Origin of the sequence: Mesorhizobium sp. AR10, assembly GCF_024746795.1 — a bacterium.
In the GTDB taxonomy this organism is placed as follows: Bacteria; Pseudomonadota; Alphaproteobacteria; order Rhizobiales; family Rhizobiaceae; genus Mesorhizobium.
In genome coordinates this window covers 483,844-498,982 of record NZ_CP080523.1, presented here as the reverse complement: position 1 = coordinate 498,982, position 15,139 = coordinate 483,844, and the positions used below count along the sequence as shown (strand labels likewise).

Below are 15,139 nucleotides of genomic sequence, written 5' to 3'. Positions count from 1 at the left end.
TCAACCCGCGTCCTCCGCAAAATATTCGTCATAGAATTCGCTGGCATTTCCCGCATCGCCGAACGAGGTCCAGCCGCCGTCCACATAGAGGATCGAGCCGTTGATGTATGAGGCGTCAGACGAAGCGAGGAAAAACGCCGCGTCTGCGACGTCTTCCGGCCGTCCCATCATGCCCATCGGGATTCGTCGTGCGATCGCTGTTGAGTCGATGCGGCCGGCCTTCACCAACTGAGCAAGTGCAGGCGTGCGGATGTAACCGGGAGCGACGGTGGCTGTCCGAATGCCGACCGGCCCGAGTTCGGCCGCCATGCATCGGGTCAGCATGTCCAACCCCGCTTTCGAGGCGCCGTAGGCATGGCGCGGCGCAAAGGGCAGAAAGCTGTTGATCGATCCGAGATTGAGGATCACGCCGCCGGGGCGCATCGCTTTGGCCGCCTCACGCGCGCAAGTGAAGGCGCCGGTGAGGTTGACACCCAGGACCTGGTCGATTTCTGCCGGCATTTGTTCGATGCCCGCCACAAAGGTGTCGGCAATAGCAGCACCGTTGACGAGGATGTCGATGCGCCCGAAGCGTCCCCTCATCTCCTCGAACAGCGCCACCACCTCGCTCTCGATGGCCACATCCACGAGTTTCGCCAGGTTCTTTCCGCCGAGCGATCCAGCGAGTACAGTGGCGGCAGCGCGATCTTTATCAGCAATCACGACGGTATCGCCGGTCGCTGCAAAACGGCGAACTATGGCGGCGCCTATGCCGTTCGCGCCACCCGTGACGAGCACGATTCGCGCATCGGTTCGTTCGCTCTCAGAAGAGAGCTCGGCTCTGGGCGTCCCTTCCACCGCCGGGTGCGCGTCCCCCGGCAGGTTGAATGACGTCCAGCCGCCGTCGACCACCAGCACTGATCCGGTGATGTAGCGCGCCTCAACGCTGGTCAGAAAACGCACGGCCCGGGCGATCTCGTCGGGCCGAGCCATGCGCCCCATCGGCACGCGGCGGCGTATCGCCGCAAGGTCCATTTTACCCGCGCGTTCCAGTTCTGCGACCATCGGCGTGCGCACATAGCCTGGCGCAACCGCCGTCACGCGTATCCCGCGCGAAGCCCATTCGCATGCAAGCGACTTCGTCAACGAGATCAGGCCCGCTTTCGAGGCTGCGTAGGCATTGCGCCTGGGACTGCCGACCATCCCCGCCAGCGAAGCGACGTTGACGATGGCGCCGTCCGGCTTCATCCGCCTCGCCGCTTCGCGGGCCATGACAAACGGCCCAATCAGGTTTACTGCCAAGCCGCGCCGGAAGGCATCGGCTGCCGTGTCGACAGTCGCAGTCATGGTCGGTCCGATGGCCGCGTTGTTGATGAGAACGTCGATCTGAGCGAACTGCGCTTCGACCCGGCCATAAAGGGCGAGGACTTCCACGTCTCGCGAGACGTCGCATTCGAGGCCAAGATGCGGGTCGCCGAGGCCACGGGCCAGTTCAACCACGCCGCTGCCCGGAAGGTCCACTGCAACAACAGTGTCTCCACCCCCGGCAAGAATATCGACCAGGGCCCGGCCGATCCCGCCCGCGGCGCCTGTAATGATGACGATGCGTCCTGCCCGCTTCATAGAACTTCTCCGCGCCGAGCCTCTGCGATGTCACCCCATCAATATTGGGCGGCCAAATGATCCGTTGCGGCAAAGCAGCACGTCCTGGTGATGGCCAGTTGGCCGGCGAAGCTGGCGACGGACCCTTTGATGAGAGGCGATCTGGATCCAGGTAAGCCACTTGCCTCTGCGAACCGGTCCTCCGGTCTGAGCTTGGGGGTCGGTGACTGCCGCGCAACAGAGTCCCGTTCTTGCGTCAGCAAATTTATCAGCGACAGAGCAGACCGCTGTTGCGGTCACACCGCTACGGGGCAGAAAGACAATCCTCTCGGCTACGTCTTTACCGGGCAGGCTCTCACCGGGATCGCTGTGCCATTGCAAAATCATCATAGCTTTTGTCTCCGTTCGGAACCTCTGCAGGCCTGATGGCGAGGAGGATGCGATGCTTCTCAAGCGCGTAGACTGGGTCATCCGGATGAGGTGCGCCGATAGGCTGCCGCGACCCGAACCGTTCTGCCTCAGGGATCGCTGCTGGGATCTGCTCCTCGAGCCAATCGTAGACCACCGTCCGTTCGGCAATCCGCCACTCCCCTTCCCTTTTCTGAAACAGATCGCAGTAACGCCCGCAGAGGAGCGTCTGGCGTACTTCTCCGTGTTTGTCCGGTCCGCGTTGCAGCGCGGTGAAATAGCTCTCGACCGCGGCTTCTGTCGGGGTGATGAATTCAATCAGGATGTTCGTGATCTGATGGATGTTGCGAGGCCCGGTCTGGAAGACCCCGAGCGCAAACCGGATGAAGCCCTCTGCCGAGCCGCAATAGGCGCCGTGATTGTCATGCGCATCGAGCCAGTACGCGCTGCGCAACGCCGCCTCGTCCGCGCGGTCTATCCCGCGGCAGTACCGATAGAGGCAGTCGCGGATCGCTTCACGGTCGAGTAGTTCGGTAATTTTTCCCTGGTCCATCGTCTTTGTCGCAAATCCTGTGATCGGAAGAGGTTCGCTAAACCGCCCAAGTTTTTTCACACCATGGGAGCACCTCGTTTCCGGAGATGCCCCTGCACCGTTGGCCCAGGACGGCGGCGCGCCGCATGCCGTTCTTTCCAGTGTGCGGCCACATGGTCGACCCGCAATCAAACCCGCCGGCCTCTCGGTTTAATGACATCCGATTCAGCCCGCGCAGCGGGTGTAGCGTCGAGTTCCAGTGCACGTTCGGGGCAAGATCGCGTGCCTCGTGACGCAAGTAGGTGCTTCCCCTCCGCAACCTCAATGTCACCAGGCAGGATGTAGCCCTCGTCATCGAGCTTGAAGATATCGGGCGCTTGCGCCGAGCATCGCGCGTGACCCTGGCATTTGGGTTTATGGACGATGATGCGCATACCGCTACCTTCAATTTCCGTGCCCGCTCGGGGCTGGGCTCCATCAGGACCAATGCAGGATCAGATTTTTGATCCCGAATACATGGCCGCCAGAGGTGATGGGTGCCGTACCTTTCTTGATCCGGAAGGCCGGAATGCGCGCCAGCCACTCCTCCAGGCCAATGACAATCTCTCGCCGGGCAAGGTGTGAGCCAAGACAGCGGTGGGGACCATAGCCAAAGGCGGCGTGGCGGTTGTTCTCTCGCGCCAGATCGATCGTGTTGGGGCATTCGAATTCTGCCGGGTCACGATTGGCAATCATCGTGGCGCAGGAAACGTAATCCCCCTTACGGATCGGCGCGCCTTCGAAGTCGATGTCCTTGGTTGCCACTCGGATCATCTGAACGGTCGGATAGGCGCGCAGCAATTCTTCAGCTGCGAGCGCGATCCGGTCCGGTTCGCTCCGCAGCAGTTCCTGATCTTTGAGGTTGCGGGCGAGATACGCCAAGTCAAAGCCTATAGCAGCTGCCACCGTGTCGAGCCCCGCGACGAACACAAGCACGCCGATGCCACGGACTTCCACGTCGCTTAGCTGGCGGCCCTCGACCTGTGCCTGCACTATGAAGGTCATAAAATCGTCGACCGGGTCCTTGCGGCGCTTGGTCGCAAGCTCGTCGATAAAGGCAACAATTGCCTGGGCAGCGGCCGGTCGTTTCAGATGGTCGCCGTGGATGAGATCTTTCGTCCAGCCGACAAATGTATCGAGCCGGTGATCCGGCAACCCTAGAAAGCGAAGGAAGATGTTGGCCGTGAAAGGAAAGGCGAACTCCTTCATGACGTCGCAGCTTGTGCCCGCTGCCGCAATCCTATCGATCAGCGCGACCGCTCGCTCGCGGATAGCCGGCTCCAATACCATGGCCCGCTTTGGCGAAAGCAGCGGATTGAGCAGTGAGCGAAAAACGCCATGGGCCGGTGGGTCAAGTTCGAGCGGGATCATCGGCCAGTTTTCGCCCAGCGCGGATGCGAAGATGCTGCGATGGCTCGAAAAGGTTTCAGCGTCCTGCAGCACCCGGCGCTGGTCGCTGGCGCGAGTGATGACCCAGGTGCCGCGGCCATCGCGCGTGTTGTAGGGAGAATAGAAGATCGGCGGCCCGGCATGGACGCAAGCGACCGCTGCGTGCGGGTCCCCGTTGGGCGCCGGCAGCATGCCTGGCGACGTAAACAGGCTGAAGTCCCTCACCATTTCGGGCGGGATGTGATCTGGAACCCAGTTAATCGCCATTTGGCTTCTCCTCAATGTCAGGCGTTCTGGCGCTCGATCGGGATCCCACGGCTGGTCACACGTCGATTACCAGCGTTCGGCACGTCCTGGCTCAGGCGCCGTAAAGATTGGCCGTCACCGCTGAACTCCATCAAGCAGTGCTGACGTCCCCTGACTAAACTTGTCGGGGCAAGTTGCGTGCCGATTAGCGCACCGTTTGCGTTGCACCAGTTGGCCCGAACCGGTGGCCCGGTCTTGGCGGCCTTTTGGTCGGATTGCGACATTCTTGTTCAGCTTCGGACACACGAAGGAGCAAATGAAAGGACCCTCAAGCATGCAAACGCCGCGACCCGAGCCGAATTTGGTCCTCACCACTTCCGGAGTGGCGCGCTTGCTGAAGAGCTGGAGGATGTCAAAGCCCCCTCGACAGAGCGGGAATAGCAACAGTGCGCGTCGTGGATGCTGCCACAGCGTGTGTTCGCGACTGCGCACGATCTAGAGACAGCGCTCCTTACGCGGTCGACACACAGTGCCAGCCAGTGTGCGACAATGCATCGGCCGGCCCGTCCGGAACGGCTTACCTCTTTCCCGAGCCGGTGCGGAAGTGCAGATTTACCCTAACCATATAGCACCATTGCTCGGTCCCGGTGACCAAGCGAATGTGCGGCAAGAGGTAGCAAAAGCTTATTCAACCCGTTGATAGCGAATGGCTATTTTCAAGTCTCAGAGGGTGGCGGACGGAGGCTGGACGCAGCCGTGCGGAACAGCTGCTATGCGGCATTTCTAAACCGTCGCCCCGACCGATTTTGGTGTTGTCTAAAGACGTGCTTCCCGACGTGCAGATTGTTTTGATAGGCATGTCGGTGTCAAAGAATAAACCTTCCTCCTCAATCCATTGAGAGTGGCGCTACCTGTAGAAAAGCACTTTGCCCCCAGGAGTGACTTGTCGGCAGAAGTCGTAGTCGGCGGTGTTCCGAGTCAACAGGACAAGCCCCGATTTCGATGCCTGCAGATACAGAGTGCAGTCATGCAGGCAGCGCAGCTTCTGGTCATCCTGGTAGCGCTGCAGGCGACAGAGCACGCCATTCAGAACAGCAGCGCGGCCAAGGACGTCGGCATCGGGCGTTAGGATCCGGTGTCCGGGCATGGATCGGATTACCTCGGACACAGCCTTATGCACGCCCCCGGTGCGGGGATCGTCGGGCTTCAGGACACCAAGCGTGTGGGCCAACTCCTGGATGCAGATGGCTGAATGGTTGTTGTGCCGACCGTCCATAATCTGCTTCACCAACGCAGGCGCTTTGCCTTGGAGCCTGTCGATGTACACACAGGTGTCGAGCAATAGCGCTTGCCCGCCGAGCTCGCCCTCGTTCACGAAGGGCAGCTGATCATCAGGTCGGCGAGCAAGTGTTTTGGTTGGAAAGCCACGAAGCGAGCGAAGGGCTGCTTCAACATCAAATTCTGACACTCAAACCTCAATCAGAAGCCGAGCTTGATGTCTGGATCGATGGTTCCCGCGAGCTTGTCCATGGTCGCGGGGAAATTGTCCTCGAGCGCGACATTCGCAAGAGCGAATTCAAGCAGCTCGGTGTCACCCTTAATGCCCGTCTGGCGCTTAGCCTGCTCAATGAGGGCATGGCTCAAACGTGCTGTGATCCGCTCGTCTTTAGAGCCGATCAGGCCTTTGCGAATGGCAGCACGAAGCGTCTGCCGAACGACAAACTTCTGCTCGCCCGGCATGTCCTTGTTGGCGTCCTTACGGATCAGACTCCGCTTGCGCTTCTTTTTCGCAACGAGGCGCTGTTGCGGAGCAGTCGATAACGACCGCATTCCCAGGGTCTTCGTCATATCGCCATCTCCGACGCTGTTAGCCAAGGCGTGTGTTTTGTCGAACATAACAGGTGGGAGCTGCTTTGTCACTCGGAAGCTCGCTCAGATTGCTGAGCAGTCATTCGTTCCGGCAAATGTGCGGCGTGCTCGGTCTCGGCGAAGGGCTCCTGCTAAAGCCAAAAAGGGTCGCTGCAAAAAATCGATCGGGTGCCTCCAAGTAAAGCGGTATGGCGCTTGCTCTCATCGTTAAAGCCCATCATGGCACGAAGAAAGCTACAAGCAGAACCATGGCCGAGACGCGAAGCTCTGTAGGAGCGCTGAGGAGAGCGTGCCCCCGTTCCCGCCGCGGGACATCGTTTCCTTCAGACTTCCGTCCTCGCTAGCTGCTTTGCGCATGGCCGGCCCGAGACCGAAGGTGATGGTAGCCATAGAATCGCCCGATGGAGTGCCTTCCAACAATGACACCCTCGTCCAGCTCAGAGAAGCCGGCACGGATATTGCACGCGGCACTATCACAACATGTCCGGCAGCGATGAACATCTTCCGTGGAACGCCGGGAGCAGCGGCGCTTCTGGCTTTAATGCGTCAACGCAGCCAATCCATTTTGCAGCATCCAAACTGGCGAGCTTATCGATGACCGAATCCGCGACAGGCTTCCTGGAGGCTGTTCCGCACGACCCAAAAAAGCCAGATGAACGGTCGCGTCCCGCATGGGGTGCGGTCATTTCGCTTGCCTTGGGCACCTTCGGGCTGGTGACGGCAGAGTTTCTACCGGCCAGCGTGCTGACGCTGCTCGCGCACGATCTCGGTATCACCGAGGGTGCGGCTGGACAGACGATGACAGCGACCGCGATTGCTGCGGCGATCTCGGCGCCGACGATGGCCATCATCACAAAGCGCCTGGACCGCAGGATCGTACTGTGGGCGATGATGCTGCTGCAGATCCTGTCCAACCTTCTGGCGGAAGTCGCGTGGTCGCTGCCGGTTTTCCTGGCGGCGCGCGTCGTGTTCGGCATTGCGCTCGGAGGCTTCTGGTCGATTTCGGCATCGGTGGCGATGCGGCTCGTTCCAAATCACCTTCTGCCGCGCGCCATGTCAATCATCCTCACCGGCGTTTCGGTCGCTGTCGTATGCGCGCCTCCAATCGGCGCCTATGTCAGCGACATCTGGGGATGGCGAGAGCCCTTCATGATCACCGCGGTCGTTAATGCCGTTACACTGCTGGTGCAACTCGTAACGATGCCGACGCTGCCTCCGGTTGAAATGGCTGGATTCCGAAGTCTGCTGGATGTGGCCAAAAAGCCGACCGTCAAGGTCGCCCTTTTAGTCATAGTCCTGGTCGCTTCTGGGCACTTTGCCAGCTTCACCTACATCCGCGCCGTCCTTGAGAGGATTCCCGCGCTCGATAGCAAGACAATCCCGCTGGTATTGCTCGCTTCTGGCATAGGCGGCATCTTCGGCAATTTAGCTGGCGCATTCCTGGCCCAACACAGCCTCAAGGCAGTCGCGGCCCTGCCATCCCTGCTCATGGCGATAGCCGCTGTCTCGTTGCTGATGCTGGGAGCATCGGCCTGGGCCTCGGCGATTGCGATTGTCGTATGGAGCTTTGCCTTCGGTGCGGTGCCGGTGGGATTACAGACGTGGATGGTGCTGCGCGCCGTTCCCGGGCAGGCCGAAAGCGCCGGTGTGCTGACGGCCGCAACGTTCCAAGTGGCCATCGCGGCGGGCGCGATTTTCGGCGGACTACTGGTGAAATATGCCGGCGTTCACAGTGTCTTTGCCTACAGCGCGGTTGCCACGTTCCTCGCCGCCCTCACAGTTTTCCTGCTTGGCCCGAAGCGCGCAACCTAGACGGCCCGACAGGCAATGCCTTCAGCTCAGCGCGCTGAGAGATGCAATCGCATCAGCCGCCTGGATCGCGGCTACTGTCACTTCAACGTCGGCTTCAGATCGGGCATGGACAAGCGCCAGCGCCCTCACCGGCCCACCTCCGCGCCTACGGGGAGCGGTCAGCGTTCGCCCGGGCGGAGTTGGTCAGGGTTACGCAGCCCGGGCGAGCGCCGGTCGCGCTTGGCAGCTGATGGTGACTAGGCGCGGTTCTAGAAGCGTCGACTCGTTTCCGGTCTCTCGCAATGGCGGCGACACGCTTGAGGAGCGACGTCTCCCCGGATCGCGTTATTCTGGTTGCCAGTTTCGGACGGCTTGATCTCACAGATGAACAGCTTGTCTACCCATGGCTCCTCCCGGCGACAAATTGCAGTTTACGCGATGAGCAGGATTGGTGCCGATGCTGAATGCCGGGCCTTTTTTGGCGCGGCGTCGCGACATCAACGACTCGAGCTTCCCGGCTGCCATCCAGGTCGAAGGAGAGGACCGCCTCCAGCTCATCTGGTCCCGCCAACCCCGGCCCGGCCGCCCAAGGCATGCCGACCTGCTGTACATCCAGCACTACCATCAATGCTGAAAACACTGGATTTTGTCTGTAGCTAGATGTTGCGCCTCCAGAGGTTGTACAGGTCACAAGCAAGGAATGGCGCAATGAATACCTTGCGTGCGGCTGCATAGACCAAGCGTTCGCGGTCTTTCCGCGTCCTTTGATCGAGGCCGTCTGCTTTTCGGCCTATGCCCTGTCGGCACAGGACTTCCTGGCCCTGGCGTCGACCGCGCCTTGCCGGCGACGCGGATCTTTCGAGTATGCCTTTGTGGAGGCAGTGCTCTGGCATAGTGATAATGGGACCAATCGATTTCACGTCCATCACTTGCCCTCCGTCGAGCAAGGCCAGAATGTTGGACCCTGGAGCGACAGACCCCCCCTGCGCGGGGCAGCTGAGCCATAGCTTCAGCGCGGCGTTCGGGTCGTCGAAACGGGAGCTATGATGACCATACTCTCCAACGGCATAGGCAATCTCGGCGATGGAACCTCCAATCGAGGCGATCCGCGGCGGATCCGAAAAGACAGCTGCGCCCTCGGTGGCAGCGGCAGGCAGAGCGGTAGCCAGCAGAACCCACATTACCGGCGCGGGCACCGAGCGAAAACGGAAATCACCATGCATCGGTCTTACCTCACGCGGTCCGTCGGGGTTGGAATACGCGGCAGGGTCTCGGCCAGGAGCCGCCAGTCGCCGCGCTCGCATTCGCCTTCGCGGCGTTCGCCGAAGAACTGGATGATCATTCTGCCGTCGGCGCCATAGGCTTCGAGTGAGGTGAGGTGACCGTCCCTGGTCGGCTTGCGCACGGCCCAAACCTCGCGGATGTGGTGGGTTGTGAGATGCAGGCGGAAGGTTTCGTCCAGCACATTGATCCGCGGCCCGATGGGCTTGACCGACTTGATCGGGCCGGAATGGATCTGGATGCAGCCACGGTTGCCGACGAAGCACATGATCGGCATCTCGTCTTCGCTCGCGCATTGGAACATGGCGCCAACGGCGGCATTGTCGAGTTGCCAGGCGTAATCCTGGCCAACCATGCGCAGCGCCCGGCAGCGACTGAGCTTCAGCGTCTTCAGCATGTCGAAGAACTGATGCACGTCGGTCAGCCGGCTCCAGTGCTCGCGCAGCTCCGTGACCATGGCGGCTTGGTCCCGAACCTCTGCGTCAGAGTCGGCTCCGTTTGCCTTAACCCGCAAGATCGGCTCCTGGTTCGAGGATGCGAGCTCCGCCACCAGCTTTTGATAGGCGTAGAGGTTGGAGGCCGGCCTGACATCCACCTGATGCACTGCTGCGCCGGCAGCGTCGAAGAATTGCAGGCTGCGGCGGATGTTGCCGTCGTCGCGCTTTTCAACGGCAAAGCCATGCGCCCAACCCTTCGGGAAGATGCGCAGGTTGATGTCGTCGCCGAGAACCATGGCATGGTGGCTGCCGGTTACGACCTTGTTGTACAAGCCAATCTTCTCGTGCACGGCACTTTGATTTCGGGTCACCGCCCTCACCTCGCCCACGGCTTCGAGGCCTATCAGCAGATCATTGACGCGCGGCTCGATGCGCGCCGCGCCGGAACCGCAATGCGCCGCGACCAGCTCCGCTTCCGAAATGCTCAATTTGGCGGCGAGATCATGCTCGCGGATTTTCGGACTGTCTTCCTGTGCCCGCCGGATTTGGTCCGGAGAGGGTTTCTCGCGCTGGTCCATGTCTTACCCCTGCTTCCACATAATTGTTGAGGATCAGCTGTCCTGTTCCAATCGAGCGCGCCCGTGTGCTCGATGCCGATCTTTTGCTCGGCCAGGACCACCGGCTCGAAAGGCGCTGGCTCCTGTACGACGGCGCAACGAGACTGACAGCGAGATGTCGGTCTCCCATCAAGCGGTCGCCGGCGACTGGCTGGTAGCGAGCGATTGTAGAGGTCGACGCCAACCGAGCGATCCCGCGTTTGGGGGTGGACGGGCCGGGCTGCTTTCCTTCAGAAAGCGGATCTGGTCAAAACCTGACATCTTGCTTCCCTTACATCGTTCCACTGATCGCGAGGCCACCCGCGAATCAGTGTCGGTCGGCAGTTGTGCCGCCTTCCAAAGCGGGGCTTCAAAAGTCGTGCCAATTGCGTAGAAACGACCTCGGAAAGACGTTCGCATACGGGTCAAGGGTTTAGGCAGGAGTGGCACGACCCACGCCGAGACCACTGTGTCGCGGGTTAGACAAACCATCAGTTGTGTCGCCCAGCCGTCTTCCAGGAACGAGGACGGGATTGCTACGGCGCAATTCACGTGACGAGCGACGTACGCACTTCCGACAATGTCGCACATCCGACACAGGGCTGAAGGGCCAAGCTTTTGTTTTAAAAACGTTTTACTTTGGCATGGCACGTGCACTGTCGTCCGCAAATGCGTAACGGATTGAGGAGAAATTCGAGCCATGATTACGCTCACCCACACCGCAGTTGCTGCCGTCAAGACCGTCCTTTCCCGCGCCAGCGAGCCGGCGGAAGGCTTTCGGATCATGGTCCAGACCGGCGGCTGCGCCGGCTTCAAATACTCGATGGGCCCCGAGAGCGTCTTGCGCGAGGGCGATGCGATCATTGAGGCAGATGGGGTCAAGGTATTCGTGGACGTAGGGTCACAACCCCATGTAGCAGGCATGACCGTCGACTTTGTCACGGGGTTGGAGTCCTCCGGCTTCGTCTTCGATAATCCCAACGCGCGGGAGAAGTGCGCTTGCGGCAAGTCCTTCGGCTGATCGCCCGAGAAGCCGCATGTGGAACTTTAGCGGGAAGGCCAAGGAACACTTCAACCGGACGCATGCCGACGTTCTGGAAACAGCCAATTCAGGAGGTAAGCTCGGGACCATCCGCTACGGCGACATGTTTGAATCTGTCAACGGCATCGACCGGGGGACGTCAAGGATCACTGCCGCCGAGCGCCAGACCTTCAGCGGCCGCGCCGCGGTCGCCTCATTGTCGGCGGCTATCGAACTCACCATCGGCAAACCGCCATGGAGCAGATCAGTTGCTACACAAAGGCTGCCCCGGGATGCCTCGCAGCCATCGTGGAAGTGCTTGTACTGGTCCAGGGAGAAATGCCTGCGGCGGGGTCTATTGCGGCAGAGCCGGTCTAGACGCCCGCCAAAACAGACGCCCGCGCCTTCAACAAGGAGGCAAGGTCGAAGCCCGTCTCGGGACCGGCGATTGCTTCAGGTGGGATGCGCGGAACGTCCCCGCCCGAAACAGTTCAGCTCCTGGAGGGCCCGAAGTTGCCGGCCGCCCAGTGACGGCGCTGCAGCAAACTCGACTGATAGTAGACGCTGTGGGGAGTTAACCGGAGGCCCTCGCCGGGGAGGCGAACTTGACGATATCGACGGCGACCATGTCGACGTCAGACTTTCGGACGCCTGCACCGGCCGACAGTCTCCATCACCCACCAAGGGCCTGCGCCAGAGCTCCATGCGACCGATCTCCCGCGTCGCTTCGTTCTGGTCAACTGAGGGATCACAGCATGAGACCTGTCTATCTCGACAACAACGCCACGACACGGGTCGATCCTGAGGTCGTTCAAACGATGTTGCCGTTCTTTAGGGATCGATTCGGCAACCCTTCGTCGACGCATGATTTAGGCGCCTCGGCCTTTGCGGCGGTGAATAAGGCGCGCCTGCAGCTGCAAGCGCTGATCGGCGCCGAGCTCGACCATGAGATCATCTTCACATCGGGCGGGACGGAAAGCGACAATGCAGCGATTCTTTCGGCGCTGGAGGTGTTGCCCAGCCGGACAGAGATCCTGATTTCCGCGGTCGAGCATCCTGCGGTGCTGACACTCTGCACGCATCTTGAGAAGACGCGGGCCGTCACGGTGCACAGGATCCCGGTGGATCGCCAGGGCCGGCTCGACCTCGACGCCTACAGGTCCGCCCTGAGCCCACGCGTGGCAATCGTCTCGATCATGTGGGCAAACAACGAGACCGGCACGATCTTCCCTGTTGGCGAGCTTGCTGAGTTGGCCAAGGAAGCCGGCGCCCTCTTCCATACTGATGCTGTGCAGGCGGTCGGCAAAGTTCCCATGGACCTGAAATCGACCGCAATCGACATGCTGTCGCTGTCCGGCCACAAGCTGCATGGCCCGAAAGGGATTGGAGCGCTTTTTGTAAAACGTGGCGTGCCCTTCCGCTCGATGATCAAAGGCGGGCACCAAGAGCACGATCGGCGTGGGGGCACCGAGAATACGCCTGGCATAGCCGGGCTGGGCATGGCGGCCCAACTCGCCTTGAAATTCGTGGACGACGCGACCACACGGGTAAAGTCGCTGCGCGACCGCCTTGAAGACGGGATACTCGAGCGCGTCCCAAACACCTTCGTCAATGGCGATCCGCTGGAGCGGTTGCCAAACACCGCAAACATTGGCTTTGCACATGTCGAAGGCGATAGAATCCCACTTCTCCTCAGCCGCGCCGGAATTGCGTGTTCCTCCGGCTCCGCGTGCACCTCCGGCTCATTGGAATCGAGCCACGTTCTGAGGGCCATGAAAACGCCGCACGGCGCAGTCCGCTTCTCCCTCGCGCGCGACAACGGCGAAGCGGACATCGACCGAGTGCTCGAGGTCTTGCCGCCGATCGTGGAGAAGGTGCGTGGCTCACCCAGTCCTGGGCCGGCGAGGCGAGGTAATGAAGATCATCAATCGGGTCTAGGCCAGAGCGGCAGCAGAATAGACTTCCTTTCATGAACCGTGATGTCTTCCTCAACGATACCACCATGCGCGATGGCGAGCAGGCACCCGGCGTCTCCTTCACCATTGCGGAAAAGCTGGAGCTCGCCGAGTCTCTCGCGGCAGCCGGCATCCCAGAGATCGAGATTGGCACGCCGAGCATGGGCGGCGACGAGATCGAAACAATTCGCGCCGCGGTCGCCAGGAGTCTCCCGGTGCGGCTCACGGCCTGGTGCCGGATGACGTCGCGGGATCTCGAGGCGGCGATCGAGAGCGGCGTCACCGCCGTCAATCTGTCGCTGCCTGCATCGGACATCCAATTGGCCGCCAAACTCGGCCTCGATCAGGGGGCAGCGCTCCAGATCATCGCGCAGATGGTCGGGCGCGCAGCCGCCCACGGCTTTTTCGTTGCCGTCGGCTGCGAGGATGCCTCGCGAGCCGATCGGGATCATCTGGCCCGCGTCATTGAGACGGCCGCGCGAGCCGGCGCAAAGCGCGTCAGGCTGGCCGATACGGTCGGCGTTCTCGACCCTTTTTCGACCTTCGAGATTGTCGCTCAGCTCGCGGCGCTGTCTCCCATCGACCTCGAATTCCATGCACACAACGATCTCGGCCTTGCGGTCGCCAACACGCTGGCAGCAATACGCGCCGGCGCCCGCCATGCCTCCGTCACCGTCCTGGGGCTCGGAGAGCGGGCGGGCAATGCCGCGCTGGAAGAGGTGGCCACCGCGATGGCCGTTCTCGACGGCGCGGATACAGGCATCGAGCTGACCGCATTGCCGGACCTCGCCGCCCAGGTGGCTTGGGCCGCCTGCCGGCAGACCGCGGCCATGAAGCCGATCGTCGGCGCCGATGTTTTCAGCCACGAGTCCGGCATTCACGTCGCGGGGCTGCTGAAGGACCCGCGTACCTATCAGGGGCTCGATCCGGCTCTCGTGGGCCGCTGCCGGCGAATCGTCATTGGCAAGCATTCCGGTGCGACCGCGATCGCCTATGTGCTGGGCGATAGTGGCCGCGATCTCGACCCGGATCTGGCAGCCGCGATGGTTGCCCGCGTCCGCCGCAAGGCGACCGAGATCAAATCGACCGTCACCGCAACTCAACTGGTCGAGCTCTACGACACACTGCGCAGCGAGGCAGCCGGCCGAGACCTTGGAAAGGAGTAGGTGGCGATGTCATTTATCCTCGACCATTTCCTCCGGATTGGTAGCCGCGCGGGGCGGCGTAAAGCCGCTCGGCTAGCCCTGATGGTCCATAAGGTCATCGCCGATGTGAAGGCGCGCGACCGCCGGGTCGGCGCCCATGCGCTGATGGAGAACGTCCCGCCTCGCGTGACGCTGGTCGGCGTTGCCGCGTTCCTGAATGGCCGCTTCGATCTCGACGTCATCTGCCCGATGACGGCATCCCATTCGCGACTGCAGATTAGCCGGTGCGACGAACGCACCAGACACCACGGTTTCCGACCCAAGGGAGAGTGCAATGACTTGTTCTGCTGATGGCCATACCGTCGACGTGACGGACATTCTCGCGCGACTGAAGGGCCTTTCGGCTGCGGAGGAGTTCTTCGCGGTCCTTGGCGCTTCCTATGACCCGAAGGTGCTCAACGTCTCACGGCTCCATATTATGAAGCGCGTGGGAGAATACCTTGCCGAAGAAGATTTCTCCGGTCTGCCTGACCGGGTGATCGCCGCGCGGGTGCGCACCAAGCTGGAACGCGCCTACGAGGATTTCGCTGCTTCCTCGCCGCTCACGCACCGTGTCTTTAAGGTGCTTAAGGACCACGATCCGAACAAACCTGCCATGCCGGGCCGCACCTTCGTCCCGTTCGACGCCGCATTGAAGCGGTTCGAAAAGGAATGAGCGCGACACGATTGCGACGGGACATTGTCGAGAAGCCGACAAATCCGGTCATCACGACGCCGCCCTCAGCGCAACCAACCGAACTTCCAGGAATATGGGCACGCAAAATTGGCACGAATGATGCGGGGGAGAAG

General features: G+C 61.2%; 15 protein-coding genes. 7 read left to right on the top strand and 8 right to left on the bottom strand.

Translation table 11 applies throughout. The features are described 5' to 3' along the window. From LHFGNBLO_RS02395 to LHFGNBLO_RS02370, 6 genes are all read right to left on the bottom strand, one after another. Positions 1–1,602, bottom strand: coding sequence for an SDR family oxidoreductase (locus tag LHFGNBLO_RS02395; protein WP_258599931.1), 1,602 nt, complete (start codon positions 1,600–1,602; stop codon positions 1–3). Between the two features lie 334 nt (positions 1,603–1,936). Then, positions 1,937–2,542, bottom strand: coding sequence for a nuclear transport factor 2 family protein (locus tag LHFGNBLO_RS02390; RefSeq protein WP_258599928.1), 606 nt, complete (start codon positions 2,540–2,542; stop codon positions 1,937–1,939). 167 nt (positions 2,543–2,709) lie between these two features. Beyond that, a complete protein-coding gene (locus LHFGNBLO_RS02385; protein WP_258599927.1) occupies positions 2,710–2,955 on the bottom strand; it encodes a ferredoxin in 246 nt (81 codons plus the stop codon). Positions 2,956–2,998: 43 nt separating this feature from the next. Beyond that, entirely contained in the window at positions 2,999–4,216 is a 1,218-nt protein-coding gene (locus tag LHFGNBLO_RS02380) for a cytochrome P450 (protein ID WP_258599926.1), read from the bottom strand. 886 nt (positions 4,217–5,102) lie between these two features. After that, on the bottom strand, positions 5,103–5,663 hold the full coding sequence (locus tag LHFGNBLO_RS02375) for a type II toxin-antitoxin system VapC family toxin (protein ID WP_258599924.1): 561 nt from the start codon (positions 5,661–5,663) through the stop codon (positions 5,103–5,105). 11 nt (positions 5,664–5,674) lie between these two features. Further along, complete coding sequence (locus LHFGNBLO_RS02370) at positions 5,675–6,043, bottom strand: hypothetical protein (protein WP_244662172.1); 369 nt, start codon at positions 6,041–6,043, stop codon at positions 5,675–5,677. A gap of 615 nt (positions 6,044–6,658) precedes the next feature. Between LHFGNBLO_RS02370 and LHFGNBLO_RS02365 the strand changes: the two genes are divergently transcribed. Together LHFGNBLO_RS02365 and LHFGNBLO_RS02360 are read left to right on the top strand one after the other, a co-directional pair. Further along, a complete protein-coding gene (locus LHFGNBLO_RS02365; RefSeq protein ID WP_258599923.1) occupies positions 6,659–7,876 on the top strand; it encodes an MFS transporter in 1,218 nt (405 codons plus the stop codon). A 436-nt stretch (positions 7,877–8,312) separates the two neighbouring features. After that, positions 8,313–8,489 (top strand): hypothetical protein, encoded by a 177-nt coding sequence (locus LHFGNBLO_RS02360; protein WP_258599922.1) that lies wholly within the window; start codon positions 8,313–8,315, stop codon positions 8,487–8,489. Between the two features lie 22 nt (positions 8,490–8,511). On the opposite strand, the gene LHFGNBLO_RS02355 is transcribed toward LHFGNBLO_RS02360, so the two are convergent. Then, entirely contained in the window at positions 8,512–9,078 is a 567-nt protein-coding gene (locus LHFGNBLO_RS02355; RefSeq protein ID WP_258599921.1) for a hypothetical protein, read from the bottom strand. Positions 9,079–9,083: 5 nt separating this feature from the next. Then, positions 9,084–10,151, bottom strand: a complete 1,068-nt coding sequence (locus tag LHFGNBLO_RS02350) for a hemin-degrading factor (protein ID WP_258599920.1) — start codon at positions 10,149–10,151, stop codon at positions 9,084–9,086. Positions 10,152–10,869: 718 nt separating this feature from the next. Between LHFGNBLO_RS02350 and LHFGNBLO_RS02345 the strand changes: the two genes are divergently transcribed. From LHFGNBLO_RS02345 to nifW, 5 genes are all read left to right on the top strand, one after another. Then, positions 10,870–11,190, top strand: coding sequence for an iron-sulfur cluster assembly accessory protein (locus LHFGNBLO_RS02345; RefSeq protein WP_183455281.1), 321 nt, complete (start codon positions 10,870–10,872; stop codon positions 11,188–11,190). A gap of 755 nt (positions 11,191–11,945) precedes the next feature. Beyond that, a complete protein-coding gene (nifS, locus tag LHFGNBLO_RS02340; RefSeq protein ID WP_258599918.1) occupies positions 11,946–13,163 on the top strand; it encodes a cysteine desulfurase NifS in 1,218 nt (405 codons plus the stop codon). Next, positions 13,160–14,311, top strand: a complete 1,152-nt coding sequence (nifV, locus tag LHFGNBLO_RS02335; protein WP_258599914.1) for a homocitrate synthase — start codon at positions 13,160–13,162, stop codon at positions 14,309–14,311. The genes nifS and nifV overlap by 4 nt, the downstream gene beginning before the upstream one ends. A 6-nt stretch (positions 14,312–14,317) precedes the next feature. Continuing rightward, positions 14,318–14,641: a hypothetical protein gene (locus tag LHFGNBLO_RS02330; protein WP_258599912.1), complete on the top strand. Its 324-nt coding sequence runs from the start codon at positions 14,318–14,320 to the stop codon at positions 14,639–14,641. Continuing rightward, a complete protein-coding gene (gene nifW / locus LHFGNBLO_RS02325; protein WP_258599910.1) occupies positions 14,625–15,005 on the top strand; it encodes a nitrogenase stabilizing/protective protein NifW in 381 nt (126 codons plus the stop codon). Before LHFGNBLO_RS02330 ends, nifW begins: the two co-directional genes overlap by 17 nt. Positions 15,006–15,139: the final 134 nt, after the last annotated feature.

Bases quoted from the DNA above. Each gene is read 5' to 3' on its own strand.
- LHFGNBLO_RS02350 (WP_258599920.1), bottom strand. From the start codon at position 10,151: ATGGACCAGCGCGAGAAACCCTCTCCGGACCAAATCCGGCGGGCACAG.
- LHFGNBLO_RS02355 (WP_258599921.1), bottom strand. From the start codon at position 9,078: ATGCATGGTGATTTCCGTTTTCGCTCGGTGCCCGCGCCGGTAATGTGG.
- LHFGNBLO_RS02380 (WP_258599926.1), bottom strand. From the start codon at position 4,216: ATGGCGATTAACTGGGTTCCAGATCACATCCCGCCCGAAATGGTGAGG.
- nifS (WP_258599918.1), top strand. From the start codon at position 11,946: ATGAGACCTGTCTATCTCGACAACAACGCCACGACACGGGTCGATCCT.
- nifV (WP_258599914.1), top strand. From the start codon at position 13,160: ATGAACCGTGATGTCTTCCTCAACGATACCACCATGCGCGATGGCGAG.
- LHFGNBLO_RS02330 (WP_258599912.1), top strand. From the start codon at position 14,318: ATGTCATTTATCCTCGACCATTTCCTCCGGATTGGTAGCCGCGCGGGG.
- LHFGNBLO_RS02370 (WP_244662172.1), bottom strand. From the start codon at position 6,043: ATGACGAAGACCCTGGGAATGCGGTCGTTATCGACTGCTCCGCAACAG.
- nifW (WP_258599910.1), top strand. From the start codon at position 14,625: ATGACTTGTTCTGCTGATGGCCATACCGTCGACGTGACGGACATTCTC.
- LHFGNBLO_RS02360 (WP_258599922.1), top strand. From the start codon at position 8,313: ATGCTGAATGCCGGGCCTTTTTTGGCGCGGCGTCGCGACATCAACGAC.
- LHFGNBLO_RS02390 (WP_258599928.1), bottom strand. From the start codon at position 2,542: ATGGACCAGGGAAAAATTACCGAACTACTCGACCGTGAAGCGATCCGC.
- LHFGNBLO_RS02385 (WP_258599927.1), bottom strand. From the start codon at position 2,955: ATGCGCATCATCGTCCATAAACCCAAATGCCAGGGTCACGCGCGATGC.
- LHFGNBLO_RS02345 (WP_183455281.1), top strand. From the start codon at position 10,870: ATGATTACGCTCACCCACACCGCAGTTGCTGCCGTCAAGACCGTCCTT.
- LHFGNBLO_RS02365 (WP_258599923.1), top strand. From the start codon at position 6,659: ATGACCGAATCCGCGACAGGCTTCCTGGAGGCTGTTCCGCACGACCCA.
- LHFGNBLO_RS02395 (WP_258599931.1), bottom strand. From the start codon at position 1,602: ATGAAGCGGGCAGGACGCATCGTCATCATTACAGGCGCCGCGGGCGGG.